12 protein-coding genes are annotated in these 13,304 nt (G+C 67.8%); 7 read left to right on the top strand and 5 right to left on the bottom strand.

All coding sequences use genetic code 11. The features are described from left to right. Together BLS50_RS17850 and BLS50_RS17845 are read right to left on the bottom strand one after the other, a co-directional pair. Positions 1-1,032 carry a TRAP transporter substrate-binding protein gene (locus BLS50_RS17850; RefSeq protein WP_074803086.1) on the bottom strand — a complete coding sequence of 344 codons (1,032 nt, stop codon included), beginning with the start codon at positions 1,030-1,032 and terminating at the stop codon, positions 1-3. Between the two features lie 282 nt (positions 1,033-1,314). Then, entirely contained in the window at positions 1,315-2,223 is a 909-nt protein-coding gene (locus BLS50_RS17845) for a LysR family transcriptional regulator (RefSeq protein WP_053523733.1), read from the bottom strand. Positions 2,224-2,336: 113 nt separating this feature from the next. Between BLS50_RS17845 and BLS50_RS17840 the strand changes: the two genes are divergently transcribed. Together BLS50_RS17840 and BLS50_RS17835 are read left to right on the top strand one after the other, a co-directional pair. After that, positions 2,337-3,275, top strand: a complete 939-nt coding sequence (locus tag BLS50_RS17840; RefSeq protein ID WP_074803084.1) for a 2-hydroxyacid dehydrogenase — start codon at positions 2,337-2,339, stop codon at positions 3,273-3,275. Positions 3,276-3,339: 64 nt separating this feature from the next. Beyond that, complete coding sequence (locus BLS50_RS17835; protein WP_074803081.1) at positions 3,340-4,704, top strand: MFS transporter; 1,365 nt, start codon at positions 3,340-3,342, stop codon at positions 4,702-4,704. Between the two features lie 25 nt (positions 4,705-4,729). On the opposite strand, the gene BLS50_RS17830 is transcribed toward BLS50_RS17835, so the two are convergent. Then, entirely contained in the window at positions 4,730-5,698 is a 969-nt protein-coding gene (locus BLS50_RS17830; RefSeq protein ID WP_006478896.1) for a LysR family transcriptional regulator, read from the bottom strand. A 362-nt stretch (positions 5,699-6,060) separates the two neighbouring features. On the opposite strand from BLS50_RS17830, the gene BLS50_RS17825 reads away from it, so the two are divergent. The 4 genes from BLS50_RS17825 to BLS50_RS17810 all read left to right on the top strand — a co-directional run bounded on the left by BLS50_RS17825 (position 6,061) and on the right by BLS50_RS17810 (position 10,412). After that, complete coding sequence (locus tag BLS50_RS17825; RefSeq protein ID WP_074803078.1) at positions 6,061-7,236, top strand: HPP family protein; 1,176 nt, start codon at positions 6,061-6,063, stop codon at positions 7,234-7,236. 126 nt (positions 7,237-7,362) lie between these two features. Beyond that, positions 7,363-7,776: a MarR family winged helix-turn-helix transcriptional regulator gene (locus BLS50_RS17820; RefSeq protein WP_012339858.1), complete on the top strand. Its 414-nt coding sequence runs from the start codon at positions 7,363-7,365 to the stop codon at positions 7,774-7,776. Positions 7,777-7,808: 32 nt separating this feature from the next. Then, a complete protein-coding gene (locus tag BLS50_RS17815) occupies positions 7,809-9,596 on the top strand; it encodes a chloride channel protein (protein ID WP_074803075.1) in 1,788 nt (595 codons plus the stop codon). 483 nt (positions 9,597-10,079) lie between these two features. Beyond that, the gene (locus tag BLS50_RS17810) at positions 10,080-10,412 is read left to right on the top strand and encodes a hypothetical protein (RefSeq protein WP_006482964.1); all 333 of its coding nucleotides are present in this window, start codon (positions 10,080-10,082) and stop codon (positions 10,410-10,412) included. A 104-nt stretch (positions 10,413-10,516) separates the two neighbouring features. On the opposite strand, the gene ppnP is transcribed toward BLS50_RS17810, so the two are convergent. Together ppnP and BLS50_RS17800 are read right to left on the bottom strand one after the other, a co-directional pair. Next, a complete protein-coding gene (gene ppnP / locus BLS50_RS17805) occupies positions 10,517-10,837 on the bottom strand; it encodes a pyrimidine/purine nucleoside phosphorylase (RefSeq protein WP_006478890.1) in 321 nt (106 codons plus the stop codon). A gap of 173 nt (positions 10,838-11,010) precedes the next feature. Next, positions 11,011-11,913 carry a LysR substrate-binding domain-containing protein gene (locus BLS50_RS17800; RefSeq protein ID WP_074803072.1) on the bottom strand — a complete coding sequence of 301 codons (903 nt, stop codon included), beginning with the start codon at positions 11,911-11,913 and terminating at the stop codon, positions 11,011-11,013. 181 nt (positions 11,914-12,094) lie between these two features. Here BLS50_RS17800 and BLS50_RS17795 point away from each other — a divergent pair, with 181 nt between their 5' ends. Then, positions 12,095-13,279, top strand: a complete 1,185-nt coding sequence (locus tag BLS50_RS17795) for a M20 aminoacylase family protein (RefSeq protein WP_074803069.1) — start codon at positions 12,095-12,097, stop codon at positions 13,277-13,279. Positions 13,280-13,304: the final 25 nt, after the last annotated feature.

Below are 13,304 nucleotides of genomic sequence, written 5' to 3'. Positions count from 1 at the left end.
TCACCCCCGCGCGGCGGCAATCGCCGGAAAGAGCGGCGCGGTGGCCGGATACTGCTTCGCGAACGCCACGTACAGGCGGTCTTGCATCGTCTGCCGCAGCGCCGCGCGCTCGCCATCGGCCAGCGGGTAAAACGCCATGCCGCGCTGCTTCAGCGCCTGCTCCGCCTGCGCGGCCTTCTGCGCGGCAATCGCGCGCTGCTGCACGGTCGCGTCGGCCACCGCGCGGTCGAAGGCCGGCCGCAGGTTGGCCGGAATCCGGTCGAGCGCACGCCGCCCCATCACGACGGTCATCGCGGCGAACACGTGGCGCGATTGCCAGCACGACTTCACGATCTCGTCGAAGCGGCTCGCGAGCACCGTGGCGGGATCGTGTTCGAGACCGTCGACGACACCCGTCTGCACGGCCATGTACAGCTCGCCGAACGGAATCGGCGTCGGCACCGCGCCCATCGCCTTGAAGGTATCCATGAACGCAGGCGTCGGCAGCACGCGCAGCTTCGTCCCCTTCAGGCCGGACAGCGCCGTCACCGGCTGTTTCGTGAACACGCAGCGCCCGCCGAAATGCGAGCCCCAGGTCAGCACCGAGCATCCGGCGCGCTTTTGCAGCAGCGCGTTCAGGCTCGTGCCGACCGGGCCGTCGAGCGCCTTCGCGACGTGCGCGTAGCTGTCGAACAGGTAGCCGAGATCGAGCATCCCGAGCTCCGGCGCGACCGTGGCCCAGATCGACGAGCCCGCGATCATCATGTCGATCGCGCCGATCTTGACCTGCTGCACGACGTCGCTTTCCTTGCCGAGCTGGCTGTTCGGAAAGTAGTCGACCCGGATCGCGTCGCCCACGCTCGCCTTCAGGTTCGCGGCGAGACGCTCGTACCACACGTAGTGCGCGGCGTTCTGGTCGGCCGGCATCGACGACGAGCAGCGCAGCGTGACGACCGGCTGCTGCGCGCGCACGCTTTCCGGCAAGCCGCCCGCGGCCGCGAGCGTGGCGGCGGACACCGTCTGCAGAAAGCGCCGCCGGGTGTAGGTATTCATGAGTCGTCTCCTGTGCGAGTGCGTCTCGCGACGCGACTGTATCGATTTAGTGTATCGATACAGTAATACGACGACCGATGAGAGAAAAATGGGGGTTTCCCCGTGTTCGAGATGGAAAATCTGAAGGGTATGCGGCTCGTTTCACGCGAAATTCGTATGAAAAATCGCCGTTTTTCTACGTATTCCCGAGGTGCCGAAAAGAATTCGAGATCGTGTGTTCGATCATCAGACGACCGACTTTTCGCGGTACGCGGCAGCCCGTTCGTGCGGGCAAGCGCGTCGCTAAACGCCCGGATCGTCCGTGCTCTCGGTCAGAAACCGCTCGACCATCGCGTTGAATACCGGCAGCGCGGGATTGTCGTTGTCCGCGCGCCACGCGAGATACAACTCGGCCGCCACGTTGACGCCCGCCAGCGGCCGGAACACCACGCCGTCCACATGAAGCTCGCGCGCCGACGCCGGCACCAGCGCCGCGCCGAGCCCTGCACGCACGAGACCGAGGATCGTATGCGTCTGGCCGACGTAGTGCAGGTAGTTCGGCAGCCGCCCGGCGCCCGCGAACATCCCCGAGATCATGTCGTGGAAATACTTGCCCTCGTTCGGCGAATACGCGATGAACGGCTGGCGGTCGAGCTCGTCGGGGCCGATCTGCTCGTAGGCCGCGAGCGGCGCGCCTTCCGCGACCGCGACGAGCATCGGTTCGCGCTGCACGAGCCGGTATTCGAGCGGCTGGCGCGCGGCGCGCTGGCGCACGAAACCCGCGTCGAGCATCCGCGACGCGAGTGCGTCGATCTGCACGGTCGACACCATTTCGCGCAATTCGACGTCGACGTCCGGCAACGCATGCGCCGCGTGCGCGAGCAGTACCGGAATCATCCGGTACGCACTGACGGCCGTGAAACCGAGCGTGATGCGCCCGGCGCCGCCGTGCGCGACGCGCTGCGCGGCCTGCTCGGCGCGCGCGGAAAATTCGAGGATGTGCCGCGCGTCGCGCAGGAAGCGCTCGCCGGCCGCGGTCAGCCTGACCTGCCGGCTGCTGCGCTCGAGCAGCGCGATGCCGAGCGCGTGCTCGAGCAACTGGATTTGCCGGCTGAGCGGCGGCTGGGTCATGAAGAGGCGTCTGGCCGCGCGGCCGAAATGCAGTTCTTCGGCGACCGCGACGAAGCAGCGAAGCTGGTGCAGTTCAATCATCCAAATCTTGAATCAATCGATAGTCTTTTGATGTTAGACCGATATCGATGCGATTTCTATACTCGGTTCCACCTGATGCGCGGCCCGCGCCGCGCACGACGACCGAGACCTTCATGACCATCGACATCCTGCTGACCCAGCCGCTGCCCGCCACCATCGACGCCGAACTGTCCGCCCGCTACACCGTGCATCGGCTGTATGCGGCCGAGCAGCCGGACGCGCTGCTCGATCGCGTGGCGCCGCGCATTCGCGGCGTCGTGACGGGCGGCGCGAACGGCTTGTCCGCTGCGCTGATGGACCGGCTCGGCGCGCTCGAGATCATCGCGATCAACGGCATCGGCACCGACGCGGTCGATCTCGAGCGCGCCCGGGCGCGCGGCATCCACGTGACGACGACGCCCGACGTGCTGACCGACGACGTCGCCGACATGGCGCTGGGCCTGATCCTGATGACCCTGCGCGACCTCGGCGCCGGCGAGCGGATCGTGCGTGCCGGCCGCTGGGGCAAGGCGACCCAGCCGCTCGCGACGCAGGTCACGGGCAAGCGGCTCGGCATCGTCGGGCTCGGGCGCGTCGGACGCGCGATCGCGCAGCGCGCGCAGGCGTTCCGGATGCCCGTCAGCTACTTCGGCCCGCGCGAGCATCGCGACAGCGGCTATCGTTTCGTGCCCGACCTCGCCGCGCTCGCGCGCGACAGCGACGTGCTCGTGATCGCGGCGTCGGCCGATCACGGCAACGTGATCGTGACGGCCGACGTGCTCGCGGCGCTCGGCCCCCAAGGATTCCTGATCAACGTCGCACGCGGCAAGCTGGTCGACGAAGCCGCGCTCGTGCGCGCACTGGCCGACGGCACGATCGCCGGCGCCGGGCTCGACGTGTTCGCGAACGAACCGCACGTGCCGGCCGCGTTGCTCGAACTCGACCGCGTCGTCGTGCAGCCGCACCGCGCGAGCGCCACGCACGAAACGCGCGAGGCAATGGGCCGCATCGTGCTCGCGAACCTCGCCGCGTGCTTCGCGGGCCAGCGGCCGCCGACCAGCGTCACCCGCTGAGCGCGGCACGTCCCTTCCCGTTACAACACCGATGCCTTCGCACGACGAAGGCCAGGAGACATGCATGTCCAATCGATCCAGCGGCGCTGCGCTCGCCGCATCGCCCACCGCGTCGCGCACGATCGGCCGCGTCCGTTACGCGGTCCTCGCGCTGATTTTCGCAGTCACCGTCATCAACTATGCGGACCGCGCGACGATGTCGATCGCCGGCACCGGCGTCGCGCACGACCTCGGGCTCACGCCCGTGCAGCTCGGCGTCATCTTTTCGGCGTTCGCGTGGGCCTATGCGATCGGCCAGATTCCGGGCGGCTGGCTGCTCGACCGCTTCGGCGCGCGGCGCGTGTACGGCCTGAGCCTGTTGCTGTGGTCGGTATTCACGATGCTGCAGGGCACGGTCGGCGGGTTCGCGTTGCAGGGCGCGGCCGCGACGCTCGCGCTGTTCGTGATGCGCTTCATGCTCGGCCTCGTCGAATCGCCGGCGTTTCCGGCCAATTCGCGGATCGTCGCCTGCTGGTTCCCCACCGCCGAACGCGGCACCGCGTCGGCGCTGTTCAATTCCGCGCAATACATGGCCGTCGTGCTGTTCACGCCGGCGATGGCGTGGCTCACGCATGCGCTCGGCTGGGAACACGTATTCCTGTGGATGGGGCTGCTCGGCATCGCGCTCGCCGTGCTGTGGTTCGCGTGGTATCGCGAACCGCACGGCCACCCGCGCGTGACCGACGCGGAGCGCGACTACCTGCGCGCCCATGGCGCACTCGTCGATCTGGAGGCGAACCGCGTGCGCGAGCGGCCGCGCGTGTCGTGGCACGACGTGTCGCAACTGTTCCGCCACCGGAACCTGTGGGCGATCTACATCGGCCAGTACTGCATCACGGCGCTCACGTACTTCTTCATCACGTGGTTCCCGATCTACCTGATCAAGGGGCGCGGGATGACGATCATGGAAGCCGGCTGGGTCGCCGCGCTGCCGGCGATCTGCGGCTTCACGGGCGGCGTGCTCGGCGGCGTGCTGTCGGACTGGCTGATCCGGCGCGGCATGCATCCGTCGAAGGCGCGCAAGACGCCGTTCGTCGCGGGGATGGCGATGGCGACGCTGCTCGTGCTCGCGAACGGCGCATCGTCGAACGCGGTCGTGATCGCGTTGATGACGATCGCGTTCTTCGGCAAGGGGCTCGCGGCAGTGGGCTGGGCCGTGCTCGCCGACACGGCGCCGGAAGGCATGGTCGGGCTGAGCGGCGGCGTGTTCAACGGCCTCGGCAACATCGCGGGGATCGTCACGCCGCTCGTGATCGGCTACTTCGTCGCGAGTACGGGTTCGTTCGCCGGCGCGTTGTGGTTCGTCGCCGCACACGGGCTGATCGGCATTGCGGCGTACGTGTGGCTCGCGGGCCGCTTCGAGCGCATCCGCATCGCGGCGGCCGCATGAGTGTCGCGGCGGCACGCAGGCGCCATCATGCGCGCTGGCGGCCGCCCGGCGCGTGCTCGGTCGTCAGCCGGTCGAGCTCGCGCAGATCGTTCTCCAGCGCGGGCGTGAGCGTCGTGCGCAGGTGGTCGAGGAAGGTCCGGATCTTCGCATCGAGATAGCGGCGCGTCGCGTAGACGGCATAGACGCTCACCGTCTGCAGCCGGTACTCGGGCAGCACGCGGATCAGGCGCCCTTCGCGGATATCGTCGAGCACCGTATACAGCGCCACGCATGCGATCCCGCGGCCGGCCCGCACCGCGACGCACAGCGCGTCCGGCACGTTGACCTGGAACGGCGCCGGCTGCAGCTCGTAGACCGCTTCCTCGCCGTCGCTGCGCTCGAGCCGCCATTCGCCGGCCGGCGATGCCGGCGTGTCGAGGCGCAGGCAAACGTGGTTCGGCAGTTCGTCGGGCGTCTGCGGCGTACCGTGCCGCGCCAGATATTCGCGCGACGCGACGAGCACGCTGCAGCTCGTGCCGCAGGTCTGCGCGACATAGCCCGAATCGGGCAACTGCGACGCCGTCACGATCGACACGTCGTACCCCTCTTCGACCAGGTTCGGCATCCGCTGCGCCAGCGTCAGCTCGACCGACACGTCGGGGTTGTCCTCCTGGTAACGCACGATTGACGACACGACATGACTCTGCCCGAGCCCCGTCATCGCGTGGATGCGCATCTTGCCGCTCGGCCGCAGCAGCGCGTTGCGCGCCTCCGCGTTCGCGTAGTCGAGTTCCGCGAGAATCGATTTCGCGCGCTCGAAATAGCGCTCGCCGCTTTCGGTCAGGCCGAGGTGGCGGGTCGTGCGATGCAGCAGGCGCGTCTGTACGTGGGCTTCGAGGTTCGAGACCGCGCGCGACACCTGCGCGGTGGTCGCGTCGATTTCCTTCGCGACCGCGGTAAAACTGCCGGCTTCGACGACGCGCACGAACAGGCGCATGTTTTCGAGCATGTCCATTGAATTGGCTTGGGGAGAGTCAGTGGGGAGGCGTCGGCGGCGCTCGCGTCAGAGGCGCAACGGAACACGGCCGAGAACCACGTCGAATCGATCACCGGGCCGGGGGGAAGGCAGGAGAACGGGCATCGCGGACGGGGTTCTGGCATGACGGGGGAATTCAGTGCGCCGAATTGTACGCCGCTGCAGACAAATTTGCGCGGTTACCCGCGCGCAAGCTCTCATGAGGTGAAAGGAATTTGCAAGGCTTGCGCGTCGCGCGCGTGCAACGGCGTGATGCGGCGCGGCAATTTATATCACAACACGATATAATTCGACGCTTCTCGCCGCGCCCCAGCGTTGTCGATTTTTACCGCTTACCGTCCATGTCGTCAGGCTCCTCCCCGTCACGCCGCACGTTGCGGCAATGGCTGCACAGCTTCATGCCCCATCCGATGACACTCGGCTGGCGCGAGCGCCTGCGCTCGTGCGCCGGCGCGCTCGTGGGCATCGCGACGGTCGGCGTCACGATGCGGCTGCTGCCCGGCGTGCCGGGCCTCGTGCCGCTGCTCGTCGCGCCGATGGGGGCATCGGCCGTGCTGCTGTTCGCGGTGCCGGCGAGCCCGCTCGCGCAGCCCTGGTCGATCATCGGCGGCAATCTCGTCGCGGCGACGGTCGGCGTCGCGTGCGCGCAATGGATCGCCGATCCGATCACGGCCGCCGCGGTCGCGATCGCCTGCGCGATCGGCGGCATGTTCGCGCTGCGCTGCGTGCACCCGCCGTCGGGCGCCGTCGCGCTCACGGCCGTGGTCGGCGGCCCGGCGATTCATGCGCTCGGCTTCAGCTTCGTCCTGCAGCCGATCGCGCTGCAATCGGCGATCCTGCTGTCGGCCGCGCTCGTCTATCACGCGCTGACCGGGCACCGCTACCCGCACGGCGGCGTGCGGCCCGAAGCGAAACCGCAGGCCGGCGCCGCCGCACCGGTGCGCGGCGGCTTCACGCGCGGCGACCTCGATGCAGTGCTGAATCGCCGCAGCGAATGGCTCGACGTCGATCCGGACGATCTCGAAACGCTGCTGCGCGAAACCGAAATGCAGGCTTATACGCGCACGTTCGGCCAGTTGAAGTGCGCCGACCTGATGACGAAGCATGCGATCGAGGTCGCGCCGTCGACGTCGGTCGCGGCCGCGCTCACGCTGCTCGACCGCCATCGCGTGAAGGCGCTGCCCGTGGTCGACGGCGAAGGCCACCTCATCGGCATCGTCACGCGCGCCGATCTCACGCGTCCCCTACGCCGTCCGGCCCCGCTGTGGCAGCGCCTGTCCGCGCGGTTACCGCAATCGTTCGGCGGCCGGCCCGCGAGCGTCGCGTCCGTGATGACGCGCGACGTCGCGTCGGTGCCGGAAACGCTGCCGATCACGGCGCTCGTGCCGCTGTTCACGCATTCGGGCCACCACCATATTCCGGTCGTCGATGCGTCGCACCGGCTCGTCGGCATCATCACGCAGACGGATCTCGTCACGGGCCTTTATCAGCAGACCCAAATGCTCGAGGCCGCGTAGCGCGCATCACGCCTCGCGCCTCGTACCCGCCCGCGCAACGCGGAATGCAGCCATTCCGCCCGATTGCGGCCATTTATATCATGTTGTGATATATTAATCGCCACCGTAACCGACTGCCCGACCTCGATGACCGATACCCGACGCGCGCTGGCGAAAAGCGATTTTCAGCAACTGTCCGAGTTCCGCTACCAGATGCGCCGCTTCGAGCGCTTCTCCGAACGCGCCGCGCAAAGCGAAGGCGTGACACCGCTGCAATACCTGCTGCTGCTGCACATCAAGGGCTATCCGCATCGCGAATGGGCGACCATCGGCGAGCTCGCGGAACGCCTGCAGGCGCAGCATCACGGCGTCGTGGCGCTGGTGACGCGCTGCGAAGCGCTCGGGCTCGTGAAGCGCAAGCCGAGCGAAGCCGACCGCCGTCAGGTCGAAGTCCACCTCGAACCGGCCGGCGAAACGCTGCTCGCCCGTCTCGCAGCCATGCATCGCGCCGAGCTGAAGTCGCTCAAGGGCGCGTTCCAGGTTCCCCAGATCGATTCCTGACCTTCGCCCTTGCCACTCTCACTCCCACTCCGATGAACGCCCCACACAAACGCGATTTCTCGACCAACGAACGCCTGCCCCGCATCGCGTTGCTGGCCGCCGGGATCGGCCTGCTCAGCACGCTTGCCGCGTTCGTGCTGTTGAGCCTGATCCGCCTGTTCACGAACCTGTTCTTCTTCCAGCAGTTCTCGTTCGCCGAGCATTCGCCCGCGACCAACACGCTGGGCGCATGGGTCATCGCGATTCCGGTGATCGGCGGGCTGATCGTCGGCTTGATGGCGCGTTTCGGCTCGGAGAAGATCCGCGGCCACGGCATTCCGGAAGCGATCGAGGCGATCCTGTTCGGCAAGAGCCGCATGTCGCCGAAGGTCGCGATCCTCAAGCCGCTGTCGTCCGGCGTCGTGATCGGCAGCGGCGGCCCGTTCGGCGCCGAAGGCCCGATCATCATGACGGGCGGCGCGCTCGGCTCGCTGATCGCGCAATGCGTGCACGTGACCGCCGCCGAACGCAAGACGCTGCTCGTCGCCGGCGCGGCCGCCGGCATGACGGCCGTGTTCGGCACGCCGGTGGCCGCCGTGCTGCTCGCGGTCGAGCTGCTGCTGTTCGAATGGCGTCCGCGCAGTTTCCTGCCGGTCGCGCTGGCATGCGCGGTGGCGGGCTTCGCACGCGCGGTGTTCTTCGGCGTCGATCCGCTGTTTCCGCTGACGACCGCCGCGCCGACGCCCGTCGCGCTGCTGTCGTGCATCGTCGCGGGCCTGCTGTCCGGCATGCTCGCGTGCGGCCTGTCGGCGGCGCTCTACCGCGTCGAAGACACCTTCGCGAAACTGCCCGTGCACTGGATGTGGTGGCCGGCGCTCGGCGCGATCGTGATCGGCATCGGCGGCTGGCTCGAACCGCGCGCGCTCGGGGTCGGCTACGACGTGATCGGCGACCTGCTGCACCAGCACATCGCGCTGAAGATCGCGCTCGCACTGCTCGTCGTGAAAGCCGTGATGTGGGTGATCGCGCTCGGCTCCGGCACCTCGGGCGGGGTACTCGCTCCGTTGCTGATGCTCGGCGCCGGCCTCGGCACCGTGCTGTCGCCGGTGCTGCCGGGCGGCGATCCGGCGCTGTGGCCGCTCGTGTGCATGGCCGCCACGCTCGGCGCGACACTCGGCGCCCCGCTCACCGCGATCGTGTTCGCGTTCGGCCTCACGCACGACGCCAATGCGCTGCTGCCGCTGCTCGCCGCGACGCTCGTCGCGCACGGCTTCGCGACCGTCGTGATGAAGCGCTCGATCATGACGGAAAAGATCGCGCGCCGCGGCTATCACATCTATCGCGAATACGGCGTCGATCCGCTCGAGCGGCACGACATCGGCGAAGTGATGACGTCGGCCGATCGGCTCGTCGTGATCGACGGCGCGGCGACGCTCGACACCGTCGAGACGCAGTACTTCGGCGCGACGCAGACGCACCGCGCGTACCCGGTCGTGCAGAACGGCCGCCTGCTCGGCCTGGTCGACCGTGCAACGCTCGATGCACAGCGCGCGCGGGCCGGCGCCGACACACCGATCTCGGCCGCGTTCGCCGACCGCGCGCCGGCCGTCGCGCTGGCGCACGAACCCTGCCGTGTCGTCGCGTCGCGCCTCGCGATGCTCGGCCTCGAACGCCTGCCTGTGGTCGCCGACGAGCAATCGCTGCGCATCACCGGCATCGTGTCGCGCAGCGACCTGATCAAGCCGGCGCTCCAGCACTTCGACGACGAACACAAACGCGAGCGCTTCCGTCCGGTCGTCCCGGTCAACCTGCGCGACTTCGGTTCGCGCAAGGCCGGCTGACACGGCCCGCATGCGCGGCACCCGCCGCGCATCGCTTCCCCACCTCTCCTCGCTGCACGATGCCGCGCGCCCGTCGCGCGCCGCATCGCCTCCCGCCGCTGTCCTTCGTTTAAAGTTGGTTAACAATTCGCCAGACGAAAGTTTGTCATCATGGTGCTCATGCGACGGGGCCATTCATTAGCCATTCCACTTCGCCATCAGATAAAGAGTCGCGGCACGGCATGCACGCACATGCCGCCCGCCGCGACCATCCACTCACCACACCACGACCGGGCAGCGCACCGACCCCGCGCCGCATGACGTCGAGCCGTACATGACGCATGCCGCGCCGCAGCAACATGCGCAGCATCCGAGCCGCCATTTGGCAAGCGCGTTAACAACTTGTTTCGGAATCACCGGAACCGTGCCTGCCCGATGCGATCTCACTTGCACGCAGCACTGCTGCGCATCCCACTCAATCAATCACGACTCGAGGGAGATAACGTGAACGTGAAATACTTACCGCTCATCGCATTGACCGTGGCAATTTCTGCTCATGCCGCTGAACCTGCCGTGCAGAACGTGGGACAAAGCCAGAAAGACGCGCCCGATGTCTCGGCGTGCATCGCCAAGACCTGGGCCGACAAGTCGCAACAACAGGTGATCTCGCAGAACGTGCTGGCCAACGGCCTCGCGACCGACGTGTACGCACCGGGCCAGCAGCCGCCGAACGGCGCCGCCGCGATGGTTCGTCCGTCGTGGAAGCCCGGTGCGAAGACCTGGGTCGGCGTGCGCGGCGATGCAGCGTCCGCCGGCGACATCAACGCCTGCCTGTAACGATGTAACGAGAACAGGCGCTTCGGATGGCCTTGCGCCATCCGCTTGCGACGAGCCCCGCTTCGGCGGGGCTTTTTCTTTGCCGCGCGCGCAGGGCGCGGGTCTTACAGGTAGCTGCAGACGTAATCGAGCGTCTCGAGCACTTCGATGTCGAAACGGCTCTTGCCCGGCACCGAGAACGATTCGCCGGCGCCATAGGTTTGCCATTCGCTGCTGCCGTCGAGCTTCACGCGGCACTTGCCGGCCTGCACTTCCATCAATTCGGGCGCATCCGTGCCGAAGTTGAGCGCGCACGGCAGGATCACGCCGAGCGTCTTGCGCGTGCCGTCCGGGAAGAGCACGGTATGCGACACGCACTTGCCGTCGAAATAGACGTTCGCGCGCTTGACGACCGATACGTTGTCGAATTGGGTTGCACTGGTCATGTGATGCCTCTGATTGCTGGATGCTTGATGGCGATGGAGTAGGAGGCCGGCCGGAGCGGCGGGCCGGCCGCTATGATACCGGCTTGCGCGACGCGCGCCGCAATGGCACGCGGCCAGCGCATGCGCGACACGCAATCATCAGGATCACTACGCGATCCGTGCAGGGCATGTGTTCATCGCAGCCCCTTGCGTCGCGCGGAATCTCGCAGGCAATCGAGCAGCATCGCCGCGGCCGGCGTCAGCGGGCTGTCGCGGCGCGTAACGACCTGCATCGATACGGCCGGCAAGCGCTCGCGAATCGGCAGCACCGCGAGCTGATCGCGCGCCCACTCGCCTTGCAGCAATTGCTCGGGCATCGATGCGATCAGGTCGCAACCGGTCATCAGGCTGTGCGCAAGACCGAAGCTCGGGCATTCGACGACACGCGCGGGCACCGGCAGCCCGTACGCGACGAACGAGTTGAACAGCACCTGCGTGGAGCTTTCCGGCGACGGATTCATCAACCAGTCGGCCTCGACGAGATCGGCGAGCGACGTGGCCGACGCGAGCGGATGCCCTTTGCGCGCGACGATCAGCGAGCGGCTCGCGTAGAGCTCCGCATGATCGAACTCGGCGGCGAGCAGTTCGGGCACGACGACGGCCACCGCGAAATCGAGCGAACCGTCGTGCAGACGCGGCAGCGCGACGCCCGGAAACCCTTCGACCAGATTGACGCGCGCGACCGGAAAGCGGCGCCGGAATGCGCGAAATGCGTCAGGCAGGATCGTCACCGCCGCTGCCGGCGTGATCGCCGCCGCGACGGAACCCGTCATTGCGCCCTGCGCCTGCTCGATGTCGTCGCGGGCGCGCTGCATTTCGGCGACGATCAGCCGCGCGCGCACCTGCAGTTGCTGGCCGAACGCGGTGAGCTGCACGCCGCGCGCGGTACGCACGACGAGCGACACGCCGAGTGCGATCTCCAGTTCCTTGACCGCCTTCGTCAGCGCGGCCGGCGACACGTTCAGACGCCGCGCGGCCGCGCGAATGCTGCCTTCCTCGGCGGCGGTGACGAACGCTTTCAGCTGATGGTATTTCATGGGGCAATGCGTGATTCGTGGAAACCCTGTGCGCGGCGCGACGCAGTGGCTCAGGGTATTCCCGAGCGGCAACCGACGGTGTGCACCAAAGCAATTTAGCAGCTTCTGGTACCCAAAAGAAATTTATATGCTTGGTCGTCATATGCGCGTCAAACGCTCCACCCGCCCCACAGGAGACACCATGCTGCAAGCCGTGAACCCCGTCATCCCCGGCATCGCCGCGATCGCCCCCGAGCTCGTCGAGGTGCGCCGCCGCATCCACGCCCATCCCGAACTCGCATTCGAAGAGACGCTCACGAGCGACCTCGTCGCCGAGTTGCTCACCGGTTGGGGTTACGACGTGCATCGCGGCATCGGCAAGACGGGCGTGGTCGGCGTGCTGCGCGAAGGGCAAGGCACGCTCACGGTCGGGCTGCGCGCCGACATGGACGCGCTGCCGCTCGCAGAAACCACCGGCCTGCCGTACGCGAGCCGCCACGCGAACAAGATGCACGCATGCGGCCACGACGGCCACACCGCGATGCTGCTGTGCGCGGCGCGCCATCTCGCGGCGACGCGTCGGTTCTCCGGCACGCTGAACCTGATCTTCCAGCCGGCCGAGGAAAACTTCGGCGGCGCGAAGGCGATGATGGACGACGGCCTGTTCGACCGTTTCCCGTGCGACGCGATCTTCGCGATCCACAACATGCCGGGCCGCGCGGCCGGCGACATGGCGTTCCGCACCGGCGCCGCGATGGCGTCGGCCGACCGCGTGACGATCACGCTGCGCGGCGTCGGCGGTCACGGCGCGATGCCGCATTTCGCGCGCGATCCGATGTCCGCCGCGGGCAGCATCATGGTCGCGCTGCAGACGATCGTCGCGCGCGAGGTCGACGCGCAGCATGCGGCGGTGATCACGGTCGGCAGCGTACAGGCCGGCGAAACCTTCAACATCATTCCCGAAACCGTCGTGATGAAACTGTCGGTGCGCGCGCTGAACGCCGACGTGCGTGCGCTGCTCGCGCGCCGCATCGAAGCGCTCGCGAAAGGCCAGGCGGAAAGTTTCGGCGTCACCGCGGAAGTCGACTACGACTACGGCTACCCGGTGCTCGTCAATCACGCGGAACCGACCGCGTTCGCGGCCGACATCGCACGGCAGATGCTCGGCGCCGAGCGCGTCGAAACCGACGCTGCGCCACTGATGGGCAGCGAGGATTTCGCGTTCATGCTCGAAGCGCGCCCCGGCTGCTACGCGTTCATCGGCAACGGGATCGGCACCAAGGGCGGCTGCATGGTGCACAACCCCGGCTACGACTTCAACGACGACATCCTCGCGATCGGCGCGAGCTACTGGGTTCGCGTCGCCGAAGCCTGGCTCGCGGCCTGACGGCCCTTCACCACGCAGTTTCGCG

It is taken from the genome of Burkholderia orbicola, assembly GCF_900100915.1.
Classification (GTDB): Bacteria; Pseudomonadota; Gammaproteobacteria; order Burkholderiales; family Burkholderiaceae; genus Burkholderia; species Burkholderia orbicola.
This window is presented reverse-complemented; position numbering and strand designations above follow the sequence as displayed.

Coding starts and splice junctions, on each gene's coding strand:
- BLS50_RS17850 (WP_074803086.1), bottom strand. CDS start 1,032: ATGAATACCTACACCCGGCGGCGCTTTCTGCAGACGGTGTCCGCCGCC.
- BLS50_RS17845 (WP_053523733.1), bottom strand. CDS start 2,223: ATGATTGAACTGCACCAGCTTCGCTGCTTCGTCGCGGTCGCCGAAGAA.
- BLS50_RS17840 (WP_074803084.1), top strand. CDS start 2,337: ATGACCATCGACATCCTGCTGACCCAGCCGCTGCCCGCCACCATCGAC.
- BLS50_RS17835 (WP_074803081.1), top strand. CDS start 3,340: ATGTCCAATCGATCCAGCGGCGCTGCGCTCGCCGCATCGCCCACCGCG.
- BLS50_RS17830 (WP_006478896.1), bottom strand. CDS start 5,698: ATGGACATGCTCGAAAACATGCGCCTGTTCGTGCGCGTCGTCGAAGCC.
- BLS50_RS17825 (WP_074803078.1), top strand. CDS start 6,061: ATGTCGTCAGGCTCCTCCCCGTCACGCCGCACGTTGCGGCAATGGCTG.
- BLS50_RS17820 (WP_012339858.1), top strand. CDS start 7,363: ATGACCGATACCCGACGCGCGCTGGCGAAAAGCGATTTTCAGCAACTG.
- BLS50_RS17815 (WP_074803075.1), top strand. CDS start 7,809: ATGAACGCCCCACACAAACGCGATTTCTCGACCAACGAACGCCTGCCC.
- ppnP (WP_006478890.1), bottom strand. CDS start 10,837: ATGACCAGTGCAACCCAATTCGACAACGTATCGGTCGTCAAGCGCGCG.
- BLS50_RS17800 (WP_074803072.1), bottom strand. CDS start 11,913: ATGAAATACCATCAGCTGAAAGCGTTCGTCACCGCCGCCGAGGAAGGC.
- BLS50_RS17795 (WP_074803069.1), top strand. CDS start 12,095: ATGCTGCAAGCCGTGAACCCCGTCATCCCCGGCATCGCCGCGATCGCC.